Source organism: Sedimenticola hydrogenitrophicus, assembly GCF_029017505.1.
Lineage (GTDB): Bacteria > Pseudomonadota > Gammaproteobacteria > Chromatiales > Chromatiaceae > Sedimenticola > Sedimenticola hydrogenitrophicus_A.
The window spans coordinates 89,542-109,850 of sequence record NZ_JAQGEI010000006.1; the positions used below are offsets into that span (position 1 = coordinate 89,542).

Annotated in this window: 19 protein-coding genes, 1 tRNA gene and 1 riboswitch; of the genes, 3 read left to right on the forward strand and 17 right to left on the reverse strand. The window is 61.9% G+C overall.

The features are described from left to right. The first annotated feature begins 32 nt into the window (after positions 1-32). The gene (locus tag O9K64_RS05225) at positions 33-707 is read left to right on the forward strand and encodes a response regulator (protein ID WP_275097024.1); all 675 of its coding nucleotides are present in this window, start codon (positions 33-35) and stop codon (positions 705-707) included. Next, entirely contained in the window at positions 697-2,061 is a 1,365-nt protein-coding gene (locus O9K64_RS05230) for an ATP-binding protein (RefSeq protein ID WP_275097025.1), read from the forward strand. Before O9K64_RS05225 ends, O9K64_RS05230 begins: the two co-directional genes overlap by 11 nt. A 33-nt stretch (positions 2,062-2,094) precedes the next feature. Here the strand turns inward: O9K64_RS05230 and O9K64_RS05235 are convergent, their stop codons facing one another. Beyond that, the gene (locus O9K64_RS05235; protein WP_275097026.1) at positions 2,095-4,047 is read right to left on the reverse strand and encodes a methyl-accepting chemotaxis protein; all 1,953 of its coding nucleotides are present in this window, start codon (positions 4,045-4,047) and stop codon (positions 2,095-2,097) included. A gap of 389 nt (positions 4,048-4,436) precedes the next feature. On the opposite strand from O9K64_RS05235, the gene O9K64_RS05240 reads away from it, so the two are divergent. Next, complete coding sequence (locus tag O9K64_RS05240) at positions 4,437-4,691, forward strand: hypothetical protein (RefSeq protein ID WP_275097027.1); 255 nt, start codon at positions 4,437-4,439, stop codon at positions 4,689-4,691. Between the two features lie 3 nt (positions 4,692-4,694). On the opposite strand, the gene O9K64_RS05245 is transcribed toward O9K64_RS05240, so the two are convergent. The 16 genes from O9K64_RS05245 to infC all read right to left on the reverse strand — a co-directional run bounded on the left by O9K64_RS05245 (position 4,695) and on the right by infC (position 20,185). Continuing rightward, positions 4,695-5,333 (reverse strand): LysE family translocator, encoded by a 639-nt coding sequence (locus O9K64_RS05245; protein WP_275097028.1) that lies wholly within the window; start codon positions 5,331-5,333, stop codon positions 4,695-4,697. Between the two features lie 464 nt (positions 5,334-5,797). Then, the gene (locus O9K64_RS05250) at positions 5,798-6,514 is read right to left on the reverse strand and encodes a 16S rRNA (uracil(1498)-N(3))-methyltransferase (RefSeq protein ID WP_275097029.1); all 717 of its coding nucleotides are present in this window, start codon (positions 6,512-6,514) and stop codon (positions 5,798-5,800) included. Positions 6,515-6,545: 31 nt separating this feature from the next. Further along, complete coding sequence (locus tag O9K64_RS05255; RefSeq protein ID WP_275097030.1) at positions 6,546-7,325, reverse strand: ABC transporter ATP-binding protein; 780 nt, start codon at positions 7,323-7,325, stop codon at positions 6,546-6,548. After that, positions 7,322-8,329 carry a FecCD family ABC transporter permease gene (locus tag O9K64_RS05260; RefSeq protein WP_275097031.1) on the reverse strand — a complete coding sequence of 336 codons (1,008 nt, stop codon included), beginning with the start codon at positions 8,327-8,329 and terminating at the stop codon, positions 7,322-7,324. The genes O9K64_RS05255 and O9K64_RS05260 overlap by 4 nt, the downstream gene beginning before the upstream one ends. After that, complete coding sequence (locus tag O9K64_RS05265; RefSeq protein WP_275097032.1) at positions 8,326-9,111, reverse strand: ABC transporter substrate-binding protein; 786 nt, start codon at positions 9,109-9,111, stop codon at positions 8,326-8,328. Before O9K64_RS05265 ends, O9K64_RS05260 begins: the two co-directional genes overlap by 4 nt. Positions 9,112-9,663: 552 nt before the next feature. Continuing rightward, entirely contained in the window at positions 9,664-11,499 is a 1,836-nt protein-coding gene (locus tag O9K64_RS05270; protein WP_275097033.1) for a TonB-dependent receptor domain-containing protein, read from the reverse strand. Positions 11,500-11,693: 194 nt separating this feature from the next. After that, positions 11,694-11,889: riboswitch (cobalamin riboswitch) on the reverse strand. A gap of 79 nt (positions 11,890-11,968) precedes the next feature. Then, positions 11,969-12,811, reverse strand: a complete 843-nt coding sequence (locus O9K64_RS05275; protein ID WP_275097034.1) for an energy transducer TonB — start codon at positions 12,809-12,811, stop codon at positions 11,969-11,971. A 13-nt stretch (positions 12,812-12,824) separates the two neighbouring features. Then, positions 12,825-14,261, reverse strand: coding sequence for an aminodeoxychorismate synthase component I (gene pabB, locus O9K64_RS05280; protein WP_275097035.1), 1,437 nt, complete (start codon positions 14,259-14,261; stop codon positions 12,825-12,827). Positions 14,262-14,420: 159 nt separating this feature from the next. Beyond that, positions 14,421-14,497 (reverse strand) — tRNA-Pro (locus O9K64_RS05285). A gap of 65 nt (positions 14,498-14,562) precedes the next feature. Beyond that, a complete protein-coding gene (locus O9K64_RS05290) occupies positions 14,563-14,922 on the reverse strand; it encodes a MerR family transcriptional regulator (protein ID WP_275097036.1) in 360 nt (119 codons plus the stop codon). Further along, entirely contained in the window at positions 14,903-15,202 is a 300-nt protein-coding gene (ihfA, locus tag O9K64_RS05295) for an integration host factor subunit alpha (protein WP_260292519.1), read from the reverse strand. The genes O9K64_RS05290 and ihfA overlap by 20 nt, the downstream gene beginning before the upstream one ends. A gap of 4 nt (positions 15,203-15,206) precedes the next feature. Further along, entirely contained in the window at positions 15,207-17,624 is a 2,418-nt protein-coding gene (pheT, locus tag O9K64_RS05300; protein WP_420493154.1) for a phenylalanine--tRNA ligase subunit beta, read from the reverse strand. Positions 17,625-17,683: 59 nt separating this feature from the next. Beyond that, positions 17,684-18,715, reverse strand: a complete 1,032-nt coding sequence (gene pheS, locus O9K64_RS05305; RefSeq protein ID WP_275097038.1) for a phenylalanine--tRNA ligase subunit alpha — start codon at positions 18,713-18,715, stop codon at positions 17,684-17,686. Positions 18,716-18,848: 133 nt separating this feature from the next. Further along, positions 18,849-19,208: a 50S ribosomal protein L20 gene (gene rplT / locus O9K64_RS05310; RefSeq protein WP_260292522.1), complete on the reverse strand. Its 360-nt coding sequence runs from the start codon at positions 19,206-19,208 to the stop codon at positions 18,849-18,851. A gap of 21 nt (positions 19,209-19,229) precedes the next feature. Further along, the gene (gene rpmI / locus O9K64_RS05315) at positions 19,230-19,427 is read right to left on the reverse strand and encodes a 50S ribosomal protein L35 (protein WP_275097039.1); all 198 of its coding nucleotides are present in this window, start codon (positions 19,425-19,427) and stop codon (positions 19,230-19,232) included. A gap of 266 nt (positions 19,428-19,693) precedes the next feature. Continuing rightward, positions 19,694-20,185, reverse strand: coding sequence for a translation initiation factor IF-3 (infC, locus tag O9K64_RS05320; protein WP_275097040.1), 492 nt, complete (start codon positions 20,183-20,185; stop codon positions 19,694-19,696). Positions 20,186-20,309 lie beyond the last annotated feature (124 nt).

Below are 20,309 nucleotides of genomic sequence, written 5' to 3' on the forward strand. Positions count from 1 at the left end.
CCACCGGGTCACGACATGAGCAGAGTGGAAGCATGCGGGTATTATTGGTAGAGGACGATCAACTGCTGGGCGACGGACTGAACATCGCCCTGGAGCAGATGGGCTACACCGTGGACTGGATAACCGACGGTAACCAGGCGGAGATCGCCCTGCGGGACCCATCCCTGGATCTGGTGATCCTGGATATCTCGCTCCCGGGCCAGGACGGCCTGACCCTGCTGCGCAAAATCCGCCAGCGGAACAATCCGATACCGGTCCTGCTGCTGACGGCGCGGGACAGCCTGAACGACCGCGTCCTGGGGCTGGATTCCGGTGCCGACGACTACCTGCCCAAGCCCTTCGATCTGGAGGAACTGGCGGCACGCCTGCGCGCCATCGCGCGCCGCCGCGCCGGGCGCTCCACCCCCCTGCTCAGGCATGGCCCCGTCACCCTGGATCCGGCCAGTCGCGCCGTGCTGTTGCACGACCAGCCGGTGATCTGTACCGCGCGGGAATACGCCATCCTGGAAGCGCTGTTGATGAACAGCGGCCAGGTGCTGTCCCGGCACCGTCTGGAAGAGGCGCTGTACGGATGGGATGACGGGGTGGAGAGCAATGCCGTCGAGGTGTATATCCACCACCTGCGAAAAAAACTGGGCAAGTCCACCATTCAGACCGTCCGCGGGGCGGGCTACATGATAGCGAAACAGATTGGCGATGATGGTTAAGGCGGTCTCCATCCGCAAACGCCTGCTGTTGACCCTGGCCGGGCTGATCGGCATCGCCTGGCTGGGTATTTTCATCCTGGTCAACGAGGACACGACCCATGAGCTGGAGGAGATCTACGACGCCAGTCTCGCGCAGAACGCGCGCATCCTGTTCGGGCTCCTGCAACAGGAGATCAAGGAGGGCGAAATCGACCTGATTCGCAATATCACACTGAGCGACAATTTCCAGCACACCTACGAGCTGAATATCGCCTTTTCAGCCAAACTGGGACGCCTCATCATTCAGTCGAAGGACGCCCCAGATTTCCTCACCGAACTCCCGGAAGGCTTCAGCGACTATACATTTGATGGCAACAAATGGCGGGTATTCACCCTCAGCGACGAGGAGAGCGAGCTGGTGGTCCATACCGCGCAGAAGCTGCAGGCTCGTGAGGAACTGGTCGCCTATCTGATCAAGGATACGCTTTCGGTGATCATGCTGATCCTGCCGTTGCTGGGCCTGTTTATCTGGCTGGGCATCAGTCGCAGCCTCAGACCGCTGAATCAACTGGTGAGCGAGGCCGGGGCAATGAACCCACGCTCGCTCCGCCCCTTCAATATCGATGACGCACCGGCCGAGGTCGCACCGCTGATCACCGCACTCAACCGGCTGCTGGAACGACTCGACCGGGCGATTGAAAATGAGCGACGCTTTACCGCGGATGCGGCCCATGAGCTGCGGACCCCGCTGGCCGGTCTCAAGGTGCAGTTGCAGGTTGCGCTACGCGCCACGGATGAGCAGCAGAAAACCAAGGCGATGAACAAGGCGCTGGAGGGGGTCGACCGAACCACCCACCTGGTCAATCAGTTGCTGACCCTGGCGCGGGCCGATCGGGAGAACGCCAGCACGCTGACGTTTCAGCCGGTCGACCTGGTCAGGCTTGCCGGGGAAGTGATCGCCAGCCTGCGGGAGCCGGCCGAACAGCAGCGGATCGGCCTGACCCTGGATGCCGATCAGCCGGGGCAGCGGATCAACGGCGAGCCGACCATGCTGCAGATCATGCTGCGAAACCTGCTGGAAAACGCCATCAAATACACCCCCGCCCCTGGTGAGGCCGGTATCCGCATCACCACGGATGACGGCCGGGTGCGGCTGGAGGTGTGGGATTCGGGCACGGGCATCTCCCGGCAGGCGCTGGATCTGATGTTCCAACGCTTCCGCCGCGGGGCTCAGGGCAGCACCAGCGGCAGTGGATTGGGGCTCTCCATTGTCAAGCGTATCGTGGAGATACACGATGCCGAGATCGACGTGGATTACAGCGCGCCTGGCGGGGGCTTCCGCATCGGGGTAGTGTTTAAACCCGCCGCCGGCTGAGCCACTTGCCCAGGGTTCTGAGCGATACTTGCGCTATCGACGGCCGTTGATCTCCTGTTCGAGCCGGTCAATCAGGCCGACGATCTGTTGGGACAGAGGCTCAACCCGGGTAAACAGCATCTGGGCATCCCCCTCCCGTCCCGCCTCTTTGGCCGCGACGATGTTTCTGATCGTCTGGTGCAGTTCGGCATGCGGGGCCTCGATCTGCTTCAACACCGGCAACTGGCCATAATTTTTCAGGCCGTCGCTGTAATACCACTTGCCGAAAACACAGTCATGATGTGAGACCGCCTCCTTTTCGGTCAGCATACCCTCGCCCTCCAGATAGGCGCGCAGACGTCCCTTCCAGGCCAGGTGTGCCGCCTTGGCAACCGATAGATCCACCCCGGCCCGGGTGTTGAACTGGGACATGACCCGGTTCAGCTGCTGGATCTCATCGCTGATCTGGGCATTGGAGTTGACCGTCTGGCGCGCCGCCTGGCGGGTGTTCTCCGCCACCTCGGCGATACTGACAATGGAGCGGTCCAATTCCGCGGTCACCTGACTCTGCTGTTCAATGGCGGTAGCGATCTGGGTGCTCATGTCGCGGATGGTCGCCACCATGCCGACGATCCGTTCCAGGGCGACACCGGCCTCCTCTGTCTGCTCCACGCTCTGCTGGGCGATCTCGCGGCTCTGGCCGATCGCCTTGACCGACACCGCGGCCTGATTCTGCAGCCGCTCGATAATATCGCGTATCTTGCCGGTGGACTCCTGGGTGCGTTGAGCCAGGGTACGGACCTCATCGGCCACCACGGCGAATCCGCGCCCCTGGTCGCCGGCGCGGGCCGCCTCGATGGCGGCATTCAGGGCCAGCAGGTTGGTCTGTTCGGCGATACTGGTAATCACCTCGAGCACCTGCCCCACCTGTTGGGTATCGCTCTCCAGCACATTGATAGTGGAGGCGGCCTCCTCCACCTGTTTCGCCATGTTCTGGATGCCGCTGCGGGTGTGATTGACAATGGTCTGCCCGGTCCGCGCCTCCTGGTCCGCCTGTGAGGCGGCCTCGGCCGCCTGGCCGGTGTTGCGCGCCACCTCCTGTACGGTTGCGCTGATCTCGTTGATCGCGGTGGCGACCTGGGTGATCTCCTGCTGCTGCCGTATCACCCCCTGATCGGTACGATCCAGGGTCTCGGTGGCCCTGGCAGTCGCCGCCCCCACCTGATCGGCGACCTGGCACACCCCCTTGATCATCTGCCCCATCTGCTGCAGCATGTTGTTGTAGGCACCGTAGGCCTGGCCGATCTCATTTTTGTCATCCAGACAGGCGAGCGGTTTCGAGAAATCGCCCTTGCTCACTTCGCCCAGATGGCTGCGCAGATGATCGATCTCATTCATCAGTACCGTCATACCGAACACCCGGCCCAGCACCACCAGCAGCAGAATGACTGAAGTCATGATAAAGGCGATGGTCTGTTGCAGCGCGACCGCGTCATTGGCCTCGGTCGCCATCATCCCAACCGCCTTGTTCATCTCCTTCAACACCTGCACGGACTGTTTCTGGATCGCCTCCAGACCGGCCTTGTCGGGGCTGGCGGCATAACGGGTGACCACCTGCTTGTAGCCCGACCAGAGCCGCTCCACAAGCTGGAGTTGCTGGAGAATTTCGGCATCCTTGACCGGTAGAATATTTAGCGCGGCATCGCCGTCAAGCAGCGCCCGGTGAGAGGACTCGAACAGCGTAATGGTCTTCTCCATCACCTCACGACTCTCGACCTGCTGCGCCACCAGGATCGCCTCTTTGGCCAGTCGCTGACTCAGCATTCGCTGCCTTCCCGCCACATCGATGGAGCTGGAATTGACCCCCAGGCTCAGATAGATAGTGACCACCGAGACGAGTGCGCAGAGGAAGATCAGGATATAAGAGAACAGAAACTGGCTGTTGATGGAGCGGATACCGATAGCGGATAACAGCCAGCGAATGAGATGGGTTATGGACGCACGCATGAGAGAATTCCCGACAATTGAATATTTCCATTAATGCCAACCGGGCGGCGATGTCGGTTCCCGAACTGGCGGTGTGGGGGAACCCCGAACAACCACCCCACGCTCACCCGGAGGACAAATTAGCACTCCCTGATATATCGACCCGGAGGCTTGATCCTTTAGTAACAAAGGTAAAATCACACCGGGGTCGGAGTCAGCCGTCCAACCCGGCGAACTTCTCCCCGGTGACAGGGCGGCTTGACTCCAACCCCGCCGTTGTGACCCGTGCCACGAAAGGGTATCCGCCGCGAATGATCCACCGGCACTATCCGGCGATTAGCAGCGCTGATTGTTCATCGGTTTCGGATCGGGTTAAGCTGAGCCGGTCGATCGAAACTGGCAGTCAACTTATGGATTTCCCAAAAACCCACGGCGCCGACCCGGAAAGCTCGGTGGTAGAAAAACACTATGCAGTGATCTATGTGCCGGGGAAAAAGCGCGCCCGCTTCCCGGAGAACTGTGTCGAGATCATGGATTCCCACGCCAGTGCCATCGCCCGGGCGGATGTGGCGCAGCAGCGCTATCCGGCGCTGGTCTACGGTCCCTCCCGATCGTCCGAGGGTTTCCGTCTCTACTACCTCATCGAGTGGCTCGAAGCGGAGTGATGGCTAGGAATCAAATCCGAGTCGAACACCGAAGAAGACCATGACCGACCCGGTCAGGCTGTCGAAGGCGCGCCCGACCCGCGGACGCGAGAGCCAGTTGAAGGCCCGCCGCACCATCAGCACCAGGATCAGCTGCCAGATATTGGCAATGACAAAATGCAGCCCGGCCAGAAACAGGGATTTGACCAGGGCCGGATCGGTCGGCTGGATGAACTGGGGCAGAAACGCCATGTAGAAGACCACCGTCTTGGGGTTCAGCACATTGGAGAGAAAACCCTCGCGCAGCGAGGTCCAGGCGGACACCCGGCGGTGCCGGATCCGCCCCTCCTCCAGTTTCAGACCGCTCACCCCGCGGTAGGCGGCGTAGAGGCTCTTTCCGCCGAGCCAGACCAGGTAGCAGGCACCCGCCAGTTTCAGCAGCGAAAACGCCCAGGCCGACTGCATGAGAATGAGCGAGATCCCCCCGGCGGAGACCACGGCATGCACGAACAGGCCAAGACAGATGGCGACGCTGGTCAACACCCCATCCCGGAAGCCGCCACGCACGGTATTCCTGATCACCAGCAGGGTATCCACGCCGGGCGATACCGTAAGCAGGGTGATGGCCAGCAGGTAGGCCCAGAGATAGCTGTCGAAAAACATACAATATATTATTAATTCAAACAGTTATGTGAAATAAAACCGACTGATATTCTAGCATGAACAGTTGCATCTGATACAAACCTATTCCTGATTAGCAATGAACGTCAGCTACGCGAATCGGAGCGGAGCATCCGCGCCCGCCATTCCCGCGAAGACGGGAAGTGGGCTCGATCCACTGCCCCGGATTCCGCCCATTCGGGGCCGTGCCTCTGTCCGGTTCCATGGTATGTGCTCCATCCAGGCTACAAACTATCCATAGGGCGGGCCGTCGGCGTCCACTGGGCGCCCTATGACCAAGTGCCGTAGCCCGGATGGAGCCGTGGCCACCCAAACAGCAAGGGTGGTATTCGCCTGCGACGGCGGAATCCGGGAAGCGGGCACCTCGGGTTGCGGTTCCCGCTTCTGCGGGAATGACGGAACTTGGCCGACCTTTCTTTCTAATTAGGAACCTATTTCGATCAGAATCACCGGAACAGGCGCCCCACCAGCAGCGGCAGCACCGTCTCCACCCGATAGATCCGCTCGCCCAGGTCCAGCGGCAGGCAGCCGGCCGCGAGCAGTTTCTCCACCTCGTAGGGGATGAATCCGCCTTCGGGTCCTATGCAGATCACCAGCGGCCGCTGCGGCGGCGGCAGCAGCTCGCCGGCGGTGGCGGTATAGGGATGGGCCACCAGGCCCTGGTGGCCTATCAGCAGTCCGGGCAGTTCATCCTCGACAAAGGGCTTGAAGCGTTTTCTGATCCCGACCGTTGGCAGCCGGGTATCCTTCGCCTGCTCCAGCCCCTCCAGCAGGCTCCGGTGTATCTCCCCGTCGGTCAGCAGGGGGCTCTGCCAGTAGCTCTTCTCCACCCGGAAGCTGTGGATCAGGTAGAGCCGTTTGATGCCGAGTTCCGCGACCATGCGCAGGCAGCGGCGCAGCATCTTGGGTCGCGGCAGGGCCAGGACCAGGGTCAGCGGCAGCGCCTCGGGCGGCGGCTCGGTCAGCGTCAGCCGCAGGGTCGCCTGCTGTCGGTCCAGGGCCAGGATCTCGGCCTGCCCCATGTTGCCGTCGAGCAGCCCCACCTTGAGGGTGTCGCCCGGGTGGGCACGATGCACCTCGATGACATGCTGCAGCCGGTGATCGCGGATCACCGCGATATCGGTTTCTGTCAGGTCCTCCGGTTTGAGCAGCAGCAGGTTCATCAGGGAGTCATCGGGGTCGGAAGCAAGCCGTTCACCGGCTTAACTCCCAGGGCAGCTTCAGGGTGTCGGCGATCGAGGCGGCCTGACGGTTGAGACGCACCCCGAAGGCGCGCGCCATGTTCTCCCCGGTCAGCACCGACCCGGGACTCCCCTCAGCCAGGGTTTCGCCCCCCACCAGCAGCATCAGGCGGTCGCAATAGTGGGCCGCCAGGCGCAGGTCGTGCAATACCACCACCACCGCCCCGCCCTTGCGGCAATAACACTGCAGCAGCGACATCACCTCGATCTGGTGGGCCAGGTCCAGGGCGGCGACCGGCTCGTCCGCCAGCAGCACTTCCGGCTCCGCCACCAGGGCGCGCGCCAGCAGCACCCGGGAGCGCTCGCCCCCGGAGAGGGTGTTGAACTGCCGCGTGCGAAAATCGCCCAGGTCGGTCTCGGCCATCACCTGCTCAATCAGTATCGCGTCCCCCTCCCCGGGCCGCTGCCAGTCGGAGAGATGGGGCAGGCGTCCCAGGGCGACCAGTCGCTCCACGCTCATGGGCCAGTGGGCGGTGCCGTTCTGGGCCAGGTAAGAGAGCCGCTTGGCCCGCTCCCGGGCCGGCAACTGCAGATAATCCGCCTCCTCCCAGCGCAAGGTTCCCGAGCGGGGTTTCAGCAGGCCGGCCAAGACCCGTAGCAGCGTGGTCTTGCCGGCGCCGTTGGGGCCGATCAGTCCCAGCATCTCCCCCGCCTGCAGATTGAAGTCGACCCCCTTGAGGATCGAGGCGCCGCCCAGGGTAACGGTCAGATTGGTACCGTGCAGCCTGTTCATAGCTGGTAACGCCGGCTCTTGAGGATAAGATAGAGAAAGAACGGTGCCCCCACCAGCGAGGTCAGCACGCCCACTTTGATATCGGTGCCGGCCGGAAACAGCCGGGTGGCGATATCCGCCGCCAGCAGCAACGCGGCGCCGCCCAGGGCGCTGCCAAGCAACAGCCGCGAGGGCTGGTAACCGACCAGAGGCCGCAGCAGGTGGGGCACCACCAGACCGACAAAGCCGATGGAGCCGGTAATGGAAACCGCCGAGCCCACCGACAGTGCCACTGCCAGAAAGATGCGCCAGCGCAGCACGACCAGCGAGATGCCCATGGTGCTCGCCGTCTCCTCCCCCAGGGTCAGCGCATCCAGGGAGCGCCCGGTACCCAGCAGCATCAGCCAACCCAGCAGGACCCCGGGCAGCATGGTCCAGAAATCGTGCATGCTGTGATTGGCGATGGAACCCATCATCCAGAGCACGATCTCGCGCACCGCATAGGGACTGGGCGCCAGATTCAGCAATAGCGAAATCATCGCCAGGGCCAGGGCATTGATAGCCACGCCCGCCAGGATCAGGGTCAGGGAACCGGCCTCGCGGCCGGCCATCAGGTAGACCAGGAAGGTAGCCAGCAGCGCACCGGCCATGCCGCCCATCGGCACCGCCAGCGGCAACAGGGTACCGAAGCCAAAATAGAGCATCCCCACCGCCCCCAGCGCGGCGCCGCTGGCGCTGCCGATCAACCCCGGACTGGCCAGCGGATTGCGCAACAGCCCCTGCATGGCGGCGCCGGCCAGCCCCAGGGTGGCCCCGGTAACCAGCGCGATCAGTGCCCGCGGCAGGCGGATCTCACTGAAGATCAGACCGATCACGGTGGGCGTATCCAGCAGGCTCTCGCGCGCCGCCTGCCACACCGGCAAGGGGTTGGAACCGATAAACAGGGAGGTGACAAACAGCAGACAGACCAGACTAGCGAGGATCGCCGCCAGGGTCCCCTGATGCAGTTTCAGCAGCGGGGTCATCGCGGCAGGCTCCGGTGCAGTATCTCCACGGCGTCGGCAATCATCGGTCCGCCGCAGATCCAGTACTTGTACCCCACCTCGACCGGCGCCCGGCCCCGGGTCAGCCGCCGCAGCACGGGATGTTCCAGCTGGTCTTGTCCCCGGGAACGGGTGCCGGGGGCATAGGAGGAGGTGAACAGCTGTTCCGGCCGCGCCAGTACCAGCCGTTCCAGATCGATCGTGCCATAACCGACCACCCCCTCCGAGGCGGCGATATTCTCCCAGCCGGCCAGCTCCAGGGCGCTGTGCTGCAGGGTGTCGATGCCCCCGGTATAGCCGTTGGGCTGATAGAAGACGCCGCGCGGACGGACCGCGGGACGCCGTCGTGTGACCTGTTGCAGTCGCCGATCCATTTCGGCGATCAGCGCCTCGCCCCGTACCCCCCTGCCGATCAGCCGGGCCATCAGCCGGATATTGTCGCGAATATCATCAATACTGGATGAGAGCGGAAACTGCTCCACCCGGTAACCGAGTTTCTTCAGCAGCGCGATCAGCGACCGGTCGGTGTAGGCCCCGGCCACGATCAGGTCCGGTTTCAGGGCCAGGATCTCCTCCGCCTTGCCGTGGTTGATCGGGTAGTCCGTGGCCTGCCGCGCCATGTAGGAGCTGTTGGGTTCCAGCGCCAGGTGGCTGACCGAGGCGATCTGGCCGGGCTCGCCCAACATCAACAGCAACTGGTCGGTGCAGAGATTGACGGAGACGACGCGTCGGGGATGTTCGGCGCCACCGACCGTCGAGATCATACCGATCAATAACAGACAAGTGAGTAATCCCCGGTGCAATATTGTTTCCTGACTACCCATTCAAATTTGCCGAACTCGTTAAAAGAATACTCTCGCAAAGACGCCAAAATCGCAAAGAAAATGCGCAATAAATCTTGGCGTTCTTGGCGTCGTTGCAAGATATATCAACGGGCAGCACCGTAGGGTGGGTTAGCGGCGCACAGGCACGACACTTCCACACCATGACGACGCCCGGGCGCCGCGTAACCCACCGACCCACCGACCGTCAAACGGTGGGTTACGGCGCGCACACGGAACCATGCAAACGGCCACCCCCTGTGCGGGACGCGTCCAACCCACCCTACGAAACTGTCCACGGGGACCGAAGAATAACCGGACTACTTCGGCTGATAGTGAACCGAAACGAACAGTTTCGTAGGGTGGATAAGCCGGTAGGCGCATCCACCAACGCCGCGGTGGATGCGCTGTCGCTTATCCACCCTACAAAGCTGTCCGATTAATCCTGGCCCGGTCCCCTCGGCATGTTAGATGAGGAGACCGGGTGATTATCCCCTATTTCGGCTGGTAGTGAACCGAGACGAACAGTTCACGGCCGCCGGTGTTATAGGTGCGAATGGTCTCATAGTCCCGGTCGAACAGATTACGGACCTGGCCGCGCAGGGTCCAGTCCGGGCTCAGGTGGCGCGCCACCCGCAGATCCAGGGTGGCGAAGCCGCCGGTGCCGAGGGTGTTGGTGGCGTTGCTGTAGCTGTGGCTGCGGGCCTGCAGCGTTGCGCCCAGCTCGGTGTTGCCGAATGCCCGGTCGATGTCGACCCGCAGCGTGCGTTCGCTGCGGTCGGTCAACAGCTTGCCGGTGTTACGATTGCGTGGATCGAGCAGGGTCAGGTTGGCACCGAGACGCCAATCGGCCAGTTCCGTGCTCACACCCGCCTCCAGACCGTCGATCCGGGCCTGGTCGACATTCTGTGGCTGATAGATGAAGGGGGCGATCTCCACCCAGTCGATCAGCCCCTCGATTTCGGTGCGGAACAGGTTGATGTTCCACTCACCCCAGGACTGCCTGCCGCGGAGCGAGAGCTCCACGCTCTGCGACTCCTCGGGTGTCAGGTTCGGGTTGCCGCTCGAACCCCAGGGGTCCTGATAAAAAAGATCGTTGAAGGTCGGGGCACGAAATCCGGTGCCGTAGGAGGCGACCAGCCGGAGGTTTTCCGTCAGCTCCCGCCCCCAGGCGATATTGCCGGTATTGTGGTCGCCGAACGACTCATTGTCATCGTGGCGCAGCCCGATGACGATGTCGTTCAGGCCGAGCATCGTCTGGTACTGGGCAAACAACGCCCGGTTGTCCCGCTGATTCTCACTGTAACTGCTGGTGCCTTCCACTTGGTCGCGCAGGAAATCGAAACCGAGCGTCAGCACGCTCTCGTCACTGAGCGCAATATCGTTCTGCCAGGAGAACTGGCGGCGCTTGGTATCGAAGGCCGAATCGAAGCTGCCGTTGGTAAAATTGGTCGTCTCATCCCGGCTCTCGCCCGCGGAGAGGGTGATATCCCAGATCTCGCTGGGCGCGTACTCCAGCTTGCCGCTCACCGCCTGCTGCACAAAGTCGGTATCGTATAGATCGGTCGGTCCCCAAGCGCTGTCGTACTCGTTCTCCCCGGTCGCCCGCAGGGCGGTGACGCTCAGCTTCAGCGCGTCGGAAAGGCGATAACCCAGATGTCCGGAGATGGAGCGGTTGTTATACCCATCCTCGTCGGGATTGTTGTTTTTCAACGCGCTGAAACCGTCCGAGCGCAGGTCGGCCACCCGCAGGCTGTAATCCACGCGCTCCCGGCCACCGGCGACCCCCAGCGCGACCCGGCGGGTATTATGCGAGCCATACTCCGCCTCGGCCGAAATGCCCTCCCCGGCCCTCCCTTTGCGGGTGAAGATCTGGATCACGCCACCCACCGCATCGGCCCCGTACAGCTGGGAACGGGGGCCTCTGACGATCTCGATCCGTTCAACCTGGGCCAGGGGGATATCCTGAAACTGGGCGGTGCCGAGGGTGGCGGAGCCGATGCGCATGCCATCGATCAATACCAGCACGTGCTTGGAATCGGTACCGCGCAGACGGATCCCCGTCGTTTTGCCCAGCCCCCCGTTGCTGCTCATGGTCACCCCCTGGGTGCCGTCCAGCAGTTGGCGGATATCCTTGGCCTGGCTATTCTGGATATCTTCCCGGGTAATGACGGTGACCGCCGCCAGGGTCTCATCGATGGTCCGGGCCATGCGGTTGGCGGTCACATTGACCCTGTCCAGGGAGGTCGCAGCCTGGCTGGCGTCGATGGGCAGTAGCAGGGTGAAGGCGGTGGATAGAACGGCTGTCGGGTAGAACTTGTGACGGATCATTATCGGGTCTCTCCGTTACTCCGCAGTGGGAGTGCATAGATGACGAATGCGGGACGGAAAGAGATACTTGCGGATGCCGACGGATCCGGTTCGAACCGGATTCGTAGCAGGACTGCATACAAGTACAGGTGTTTCCGACCTGCCTGAATGCGTCAGCTAACGGAAGACCGCTCTACTGAATACCCCGTTCGGTAGAAATGCGACGCGTGAAAGGCAGGTTTCCTGACTTGCAGATCGACACCCGATGTCGCCTTCCCAATCGTTGGATCAGTGGCTTCATGAGACCGGATTACTTGCTTACAGTTGCGAGGACAGCCAAGGAGTTGCCTGTATCAGGCTCACCTTGTTCCCTTTTGACCCATGCCGGGCACCTTTCAGAGGCTGCTATTGTAAGCCACACTGGAAAATCCACAAGGGAATTTATCACCCATGGTTGCCCAGGTGTAGGATGACGGGGCCAGAGGCTTGTTCAGTCTATGGCGAAGCGGATCGGCACCTGAAACTCCCAGCGATCGCGCCCCAGCTGGGGCGGGATAGGGGCAAAGCGACCGAGATCCTGCACCGCCCGGGAGGCGGCCCGATCCAGGACGGCGCGAAACGAGCTGCTGCCGATTACGACCCGGGAGATGGTGCCGTCCCTGAGCACGGTGAACCGCACCTGGACCTCGCCCTCATAGCCCCTCTTGCGCGCCCGCAGCGGGTAACGCTTGTGGCGCTCGATCGCGGCAACCAGGGCATCCATGTAGGTGCGTTCGATCTCCCGCAACGCCTCCTCGGATGGCGACGGCGACTCCGGGGTCTCATGCGGTTCCCGCCCATTAACCGGTGCGGTGCTGGCCAGGCGCGGCGCGAGGGGCTCCACGGCGGGAGGGGGCTGCGGCATCACCGGCTCCGTGGCCGGCGGTTGGGTACGCGGTACCGGGGGTTCCTTCCGCGCTTTCGATACGGGCTCAGGCGGCTTCGCGGCAGGCCGCACGGCCACGCTGGGCGACTGGCTGGCCAGCAACGCCTGGGGTGTCTTCACCGGCTCTGGTTCGACCCGGGAGACGACCGGTGGCGGCGTGGCTTGTGAGACCGCTTCCTCGGGTTGCGGCTGCGGCAGGGGTTCAGGTGCTGCCGGGATGGTTTCAGGTGCCGCCGACGCGGGTTCAGGCGCTGCCGGCTCCCGGTTTTCCGCGCGCACAAGGGCGACCCGCAGACTCTTGCCCGCCGCCGCTTCCGCTCGGTCGTGCGGGGTGAAGCTGCCGAGATAGAAAAAAATTGTTCCGTGGGCCAGCAGTGACAGGAACACGCTGACAATGCGTATCGACATCGGACTCTTCGATTCAACCGGTTTTCAGATCCGGAACAGCGCCGCCCGAGGCAGACCCGGGAGGTGAGTATTCTGTTTGTAACAACTGCAGCATGGCTTTCGCCTTGTGGAAGGTCTCCTGGTATTCGGTCTCGAGCACGGAATCCGCCACCAGGCCGCCGCCAGCCCAGAAGCGCATCCTACCATCAATATGCTGCATGGTGCGTATGGCGATATTGCTGTCCATGTTGCCATCGAATCCAATATAGCCGATGGAACCGCAATAGACCCCCCGGCGGTCCGGCTCCAACTGCTCGATGATCTCCATCGCCCGGAGTTTCGGGGCGCCGGTGATGGAACCGCCCGGGAAACAGCCGCGCAGCAGATCCAGCGCATCCCGACCCGGGGCCAGCCGGCTGCGGATAGTGGAGACCAGATGGTGCACCGTGGCGTAGCTCTCCAGGGCGAACAGTTCACCCGCTTCAACGCTCCCCAGGGCGCTGCTCTTGCCCAGGTCATTGCGCAGCAGATCGACAATCATCAGGTTTTCCGCACGATCCTTGCTACTCCGCAACAGACCTTTCCGCAGCCGCCGATCTTCCGCCGGATCCGCACCGCGCGCCACCGTGCCCTTGATCGGCCGGGTCTCCACGGCACCCTCCCTGAGTTGTAGAAAACGCTCCGGCGATGAACAGAGCAGCTGGGCCGCCGGGGTGTTGAGATAGGCGGAGAAGGGGGCGGGGTTCAGCCGACGCAACTGCCGGTAGGCCAGCCAGGGATCGCCCTGGGTGGTCACCGAGAAGCGCTGCGCCAGATTCACCTGATAGCAGTCCCCCGCCCGGATGTAGCGCTGCACCCGGTGGAAGGCATCGGCATACTGCTGCCGGGTCATATTCGACTCGACCGTTCCGGTCACCCGGAAGGGGACCCGTGGCGTGGCGGCCGGGAGGCTACTGAAACACTCAGTCAGGCGTGACCAGCTTGCCGCCGTGCGCGGATCAAAGCCGCCGCCGACCAGGCGACTGCGCCGCTCCTGGTGGTCCACCACCAGGGCCCAGTCGTAGAGCCCGATGGCCATCTCCGGCAGCCGATCCTCGTCCCCGGCGATCACCGGCAGCCGCTCCAGGGAGCGTCCCAGGTCATACGAAAAATAACCCAGCGCCCCGCCGGAGAAAGGCAGTGCATCCCGGCTGTCGATCCGGTATTGCCGCAGCAGCGACTGCAACAGACGCAGCGGATCTTCCCGGGAGATGGTCACGGCACCGTCCGCCCCGCTGATCTCGGTCCGACCATTGCGGGTGACCAGAGTTAGCATCGGATCGCAGGCGATCAGATCATAGCGACCCTGTTTCATCCGCCCCGCCCCACTGTCCAGGAACACCGCCCAGGGCTGCCCGGCAAGCGGCTCAAACAGTCCACTGGTGTCGTTGATATAAGGAAGTTCCCGCATCGGCGGTGGCGACTGGGTCATGATCAGGGATGGTCGATTGGTATGAAAACAGTTATTCCTTGGAATATGGTGATGGTTCAACTCTCATCCGGGACCCTGCCGACGGCCGGCCGATCACCAGCCACTAGCCGTTCCTGAACAAAAAAGGGGGCGTCCTCGCGGACACCCCCTTTTTTCAATTGGTCGGGCGGACAGGATTTGAACCTGCGACCACTTGTCCCCCAGACAAGCACGCTACCAGACTGCGCCACCGCCCGAAAACTGAGCGCGCATACTAGGCGGTATGCACCCCATTGTCAATGCCGCCCTGAGCCCCCGGGACTCAGCGCTTGAGGATCTGCAACACCTCTTCCAGCTCGGTCCGCAGTTGCCGGGCGATCTGGTGGCTCTGATCCTGATCCTCCTTGGCGCCTTCGCCGGAGAGCTGCTGCCGCGCCCCGCCGATGGTGAAACCCTGATCGTAGAGCAGGCTGCGTATCTGGCGGATCATCAGCACATCATGGCGCTGATAATAACGGCGGTTGCCACGCCGCTTTATCGGTTTCAGCTGGGTAAACTCCTGTTCCCAGTATCGGAGTACATGGGGTTTGACGCCGCACAGCTCGCTCACTTCACCAATGGTGAAATAACGCTTACCCGGTATCGCCGGCAGATCTGCAGTATTACTGCTTGCTTCCAGCATAAGCTTCAACCCTCGCCTTCAATTTTTGACCCGGGCGGAAAGTGACTACTCTTCGCGCAGAGATGGGGATCTCTTCGCCGGTTTTCGGGTTTCTCCCCGGCCGTTCCTTCTTTTCCCGCAGATCAAAGTTTCCGAACCCGGATAACTTGACCTGTCCGCCCTCCTCCAGTGAGATGCGCACCTTCTCAAAAAACATTTCAACCATCTCCTTGGCCTCACGTTTGTTCAGGCCAAGCTCATCGAAAAGTTTTTCGGCAATATCCGCCTTGGTCAAAGCCATATGTTCAGTCTCTCAGTTGTGCGTTGTAGCGATCGGCCAGCGCAGCGATCACCCGCGCCATCACGCTTTCCACTTTTTCATCGGTAAGAGTGTGGGAACTTTCCTGTAAAATCAAGCCCAAAGCGAGACTTTTTCGTCCTGAGTCTACCTTCTCACCAGTATAGACATCAAAAAGCAGGATTTCTCTCAGAATTTCGGGAACAGATTCCCGGATTGTCTGACGGATTGCATCAAAGTCCACTGCCTGATCCACCACGAGCGCTATATCACGCCGGATGGAGGGGTACTTGGAGAGCGGTCTGAAGGCGGGCAAGCGCCCCTCCAGGAGGCCGTTTACACCGATCTCGAACAGATAGACCCCTGAGGTCAGATCCAGTTTCCGCTCCAGCTCCGGGTGCAGCTTGCCGATCCAGCCGACGACGGCGCCGTCCCGGAGGATCTCCGCACTCTGCCCCGGATGCAGGGCGCCGTGCGTGGCCGCCTGGAACCGGAACTCCCCGGGACAGCCGGTCAGCGCGAACAGCGCCTCCAGGTCCGCCTTGACGTCGAAGAAGTCGACCGCCCGTGCCGGGACGCCCCACCCCTCGGGCTCCGCGTCGCCGGAGAGCAGGCCTGCTATCATTAATTCCTGTTTAATTTCATAATCTTGCTTAATAAACCTAAGACCTGACTCGAATATTCTGACACGCGCCTGCTGGCGCGACTGATTGTACATCGCCGTCTGCAGCAGACCCGCCCACAGGGTGGTGCGCATGATCGACATATCCGATGAGATCGGGTTGGCCAGGACCACCGGGTCGTGGCCGAAGTCGATCAGATCGTGCATCTCCTGGCTGATGAAGCTGTAGGTGATCGCCTCCTGGTAATCCCGGTCCACCAGCAGCTGTTTGGCCCGTTGCAGATTGAAGGTCACCTCGGGTTCGGCCCGCATCACCGTGGCCGCGGCACTGCGGCGGGTGGGAATCCGGGTATAACCGTAGATCCGCCCCACCTCTTCGATCAGGTCCTCCTCGATGCTGATATCGAAGCGACAGCTGGGCGCCACCACCTTCCAGCCCCCGGCGACCGGCGCGACGCGCATCTCCAGGCGGGTCAGGATGTCGGCAATGGTCGCGTCGTCGATCTCCAACCCCAGCACCCGGGCAACCCGATCGCGGCGCAACAGGATCTCCGGGCGCGGCTCGATATGGGCTTCCACGGCGGCCTCCACCACCGGGCCGGGTTCGCCGCCGGTGATGGCCAGCAGCAGCTGGGTGGCGCGCTCGATCGCGCGCCGTTGCAGCTGGGGATCGACCCCGCGCTCGAAGCGGTGCGACGAGTCGGTATGCAGGCCGTAGCTGCGCGCCTTGCCGGTGATGATGGTGGGGCTGAAGAAGGCGCTCTCCAGCAGGATATCCCGGCTCTCTCCGGTCACGCCCGAGTGCTCCCCGCCCATGATCCCGGCGATGGCCACCGGCTTGACCCGATCGGCAATCACCAGGGTATCGCTACGCAGGGTGATCTCCTGGCCGTCCAGCAGCACCAGCGGCTCGCCCTCCTCCGCCATGCGTACATGGATCCCGCCTTCAAGCTCGGCCAGATCGAAGCCGTGCATCGGCTGACCCAGCTCCAGCATTACGTAGTTGGTCACGTCGACCACCGGACTGATCGGGCGCAGGTCACTGCGGCGCAGCCGCTCCCGCAGCCACAGCGGGGTGTGCGCCGCAGGATCGATGTTTCGGATCACACGGCACAGATAACGGGGACAGCCCTCGGGGGCTTCCAGGGAGACCGGGAAGCGCTCCTCATTGACCGCCGGCACCGGCTCCATGGCCGGCGGGGTAACCGGAGTGCGGTTGATCACCCCCACCTCCCGGGCGATACCGGCGATACCGAGACAGTCCCCCCGGTCCGGGGTCAGATCCACGTCGATAGCCTGGTCATCCAGGGCCAGGTAGGCCCGGAAATCCGCGCCGACCGGGGCGTCCGCCGCCAGTGGCAGTATGCCGTCGGAAGCGGTGGCCAGACCCAGCTCCGCCGCGGAACAGATCATGCCCTGCGACTCCACCCCGCGCAGCTTGGCGCGTTTGATCTTGAAATCGCCCGGCAACACCGCGCCGATCACCGCCACCGGGACCTTGAGGCCCGCCGCCACATTGGCGGCACCACAGACGATCTGCAGCGGCTCGGCCGCCCCAACATTCACCGTACAGAGGCTGAGTTTGTCGGCGTTGGGATGCGGCTCGCGGGTCAGCACCTCTCCCACCAGAACCCCCGCAAACTCGCCGGCGACCGGTGTAACCGAATCCACCTCCAGACCCGCCATGCTGAGCTGATCCGCCAGTTCAGTGGTCGTCACCGCTGGGTTCACCCACTCACGCAACCAGGCTTCACTGAATTTCATAATCTCGTATCCAATCCTATTAGGGTGCTGCCGATTGATAATCAGGGCGCACCGAAAATCGTGTAATACCTACCGGCCCTGAAACAGTCGGCGGATGATCAGGCAAACTGCCTGAGAAACCTCAAATCGTTCTCAAAAAAGAGCCGTAAGTCATTGACTCCATAGCGCAGCATGGTAAGCCGCTCCACCCCCATACCGAAGGCGTAACCGGTATACTTCTCGCTGTCGATACCCACATGGCGGAACACCTCGGGATGCACCATGCCGCAACCCAACACCTCCAGCCAGCCGGTATGGCTGCACACCCGACACCCTTCACCGCCGCACATCACGCACTCGATATCCACCTCGGCCGAGGGCTCGGTAAAGGGAAAGTAGGAGGGGCGGAAGCGGATCTTCAGATCACGCTCGAAGAAGCTCTGCAGGAAGTCATAGAGCACGCCCTTCAGATCGGCGAAGGAGACATTCTCGTCCACCAGCAGACCTTCCACCTGATGGAACATCGGGGTGTGGGTCAGATCCGAGTCACAGCGGTAGACCCGGCCCGGGGCGATGATCTTCAGCGGTGGCCCGGCACTCTCCATGGTGCGGATCTGTACCGGCGAGGTATGGGTGCGCAACAACAGGTGGGCATCGAAATAGAAGGTGTCGTGCATGGCGCGCGCCGGGTGGTGAGCCGGAATATTAAGCGCCTCGAAGTTGTGGTAGTCGTCCTCGATCTCCGGGCCCTCTTCGATGGCGAAGCCGGCACGGGAGAACAGTTCATCGATGCGCTGCAGGGTCCGGGTCACCGGATGCAGGCCGCCCTGCCCCCGGCCACGGCCGGGCAGCGTCACGTCGATCCGTTCCGAACCGAGCCGGGAGGCCAGCTCCTGCTGCTCAAGCGTACTCTTGCGCTGCTCAATGAGCCCCTGTAGCAGCTGCTTGGCCTTGTTGATGGCCTGCCCGGCCAGCGGCCGCTCCGCGGCCGGGAGTTTCCCCAGCTGCTTGAGTTGCGCCGTCAACAGTCCCTGCTTGCCGAGAAAGCGCACCCGCACCTCATCCAGCACCGCCAGTTTCTCCGCCGCCGCGATCAGGCCGGTCGCCTCATCGACCAGCCTGGAGAGTTCAATATCGGATTCAGAATCCATTAAAAGGGTCCTCATCTGGGATCAGTGCCAGGACTTAACACTGCACACAAAACAAAAGGGGAAAGACCAAAAGGCCTTTCCCCTGTCGTTGTCACACGCATGCGCCGGAATTCCCGGCCACAATGACAAGCTATCAGCTGGAGAGACTGGCCTTGGCCTGTTCTGCCAGGGCGCTAAACGCCGGCTTGTCAAAAATGGCCAGATCGGCCAGCAGCTTGCGGTCGATCTCCACGCCCGCCTTCTTCAGCCCATTGATCATGCGGCTGTAGGAGAGCCCATTGGTGCGGGCTCCGGCGTTGATACGGGCAATCCAGAGCGCACGAAACACCCGTTTCTTCTGGCGACGGTCACGGTAGGCATACTGGCCGGCCTTGATGACCGCCTGTTTGGCTACGCGGTAGACCTTTCTGCGGGCACCATAATAACCTTTGGCCGCTTTAAGCACTTTTTTGTGTCGGGCGTGTGCTTGTACACCACGTTTTACGCGAGGCATCTGTTCAGTCTCCTATCGGGATTAAGCGTATGGAATCATACGACGGGCTACGGCCACGTCGGCTTTGTGCAGCTGTGCGGGACAACGCAGCTGACGCTTACGCTTGGTGCTCTTTTTCGTCAGGATGTGACGACGGTGGGACTGACCACGCTTGATGGCGCCGGTACCGGTTACCTTGAACCGTTTGGCGGCGCCTCGATTTGTCTTGATCTTTGGCATTACCTGTAACTCCGCTATTTAATCCGCGAACCGGGGTCGACATTCCGGGCCTTGCGGGCCCGCCATGACAACCAATCTCGCTCCTTGGATCTTGATTTTAAGATATCCAGGGCCTGTCAATAAATAACTACAACGTCTTGCTGGTCTTTTCGTCCGCCTTCGGCGTTACGGCAAGACTTACATAGAACGACTATGCGCGCCTTGCCGTGCCTTGAAGGCAAACGAAAATCCGGCGCAATACGTAGCAGTTATTTCTTTCCGGGCCCTCACTTTTTGGGACGCAGAACCATCACCATCTGTCGGCCTTCCATCTGTGGCTGCTGCTCGACTTCACCGTATTCAGACAGATCCGCCTCAACACGTTGCAACAACCCCAGACCGAGTTCCCGATGGGCATGTTCACGACCGCGGAACCGCATGGTAACCTTGGTCTTGTCCCCGTCATTCAGGAAACGTATCAGGTTGCGTAGTTTGACCTGATAATCCCCCTCACCAGTCCCTGGCCTGAATTTGATCTCCTTTACCTGCGCCTGCTTCTGTTTCTTCTTCGCGGCGGACTTCTGCTTCTTCGCCTCGAAGACAAACTTGCCGTAATCCATTACACGGCATACCGGTGGCTCCGCATTGGGCTGAATCTCGACCAGATCCTGATTACTCTCGGCCGCGACAGACATCGCCTGTTCGATCGGGACAATGCCGATTTGTTCGCCATCGGCGCCGATCAGGCGGACTTCACGGACATCGATCTCATCGTTCATCCGGTTTCTTTTTGGTGCAGCGATAACTCAGTTCCTCCACAGAACCCAAAGCTTAGGGCCTGTCAATCAATAACTATCACATCTTGCTGGTCTTTTCGTCCGCCTTCGGCGTTACGGCAAGACT

Bases quoted from the DNA above. Each gene is read 5' to 3' on its own strand.
- O9K64_RS05265 (WP_275097032.1), bottom strand. From the start codon at position 9,111: ATGATCTCGACGGTCGGTGGCGCCGAACATCCCCGACGCGTCGTCTCC.
- O9K64_RS05255 (WP_275097030.1), bottom strand. From the start codon at position 7,325: ATGAACAGGCTGCACGGTACCAATCTGACCGTTACCCTGGGCGGCGCC.
- O9K64_RS05225 (WP_275097024.1), top strand. From the start codon at position 33: ATGCGGGTATTATTGGTAGAGGACGATCAACTGCTGGGCGACGGACTG.
- O9K64_RS05275 (WP_275097034.1), bottom strand. From the start codon at position 12,811: ATGTCGATACGCATTGTCAGCGTGTTCCTGTCACTGCTGGCCCACGGA.
- O9K64_RS05290 (WP_275097036.1), bottom strand. From the start codon at position 14,922: ATGCTGGAAGCAAGCAGTAATACTGCAGATCTGCCGGCGATACCGGGT.
- O9K64_RS05240 (WP_275097027.1), top strand. From the start codon at position 4,437: ATGGATTTCCCAAAAACCCACGGCGCCGACCCGGAAAGCTCGGTGGTA.
- pabB (WP_275097035.1), bottom strand. From the start codon at position 14,261: ATGACCCAGTCGCCACCGCCGATGCGGGAACTTCCTTATATCAACGAC.
- O9K64_RS05245 (WP_275097028.1), bottom strand. From the start codon at position 5,333: ATGTTTTTCGACAGCTATCTCTGGGCCTACCTGCTGGCCATCACCCTG.
- rpmI (WP_275097039.1), bottom strand. From the start codon at position 19,427: ATGCCAAAGATCAAGACAAATCGAGGCGCCGCCAAACGGTTCAAGGTA.
- O9K64_RS05260 (WP_275097031.1), bottom strand. From the start codon at position 8,329: ATGACCCCGCTGCTGAAACTGCATCAGGGGACCCTGGCGGCGATCCTC.
- infC (WP_275097040.1), bottom strand. From the start codon at position 20,185: ATGAACGATGAGATCGATGTCCGTGAAGTCCGCCTGATCGGCGCCGAT.
- O9K64_RS05235 (WP_275097026.1), bottom strand. From the start codon at position 4,047: ATGCGTGCGTCCATAACCCATCTCATTCGCTGGCTGTTATCCGCTATC.
- rplT (WP_260292522.1), bottom strand. From the start codon at position 19,208: ATGCCTCGCGTAAAACGTGGTGTACAAGCACACGCCCGACACAAAAAA.
- O9K64_RS05270 (WP_275097033.1), bottom strand. From the start codon at position 11,499: ATGATCCGTCACAAGTTCTACCCGACAGCCGTTCTATCCACCGCCTTC.
- pheS (WP_275097038.1), bottom strand. From the start codon at position 18,715: ATGGATTCTGAATCCGATATTGAACTCTCCAGGCTGGTCGATGAGGCG.
- O9K64_RS05250 (WP_275097029.1), bottom strand. From the start codon at position 6,514: ATGAACCTGCTGCTGCTCAAACCGGAGGACCTGACAGAAACCGATATC.
- O9K64_RS05230 (WP_275097025.1), top strand. From the start codon at position 697: ATGATGGTTAAGGCGGTCTCCATCCGCAAACGCCTGCTGTTGACCCTG.
- ihfA (WP_260292519.1), bottom strand. From the start codon at position 15,202: ATGGCTTTGACCAAGGCGGATATTGCCGAAAAACTTTTCGATGAGCTT.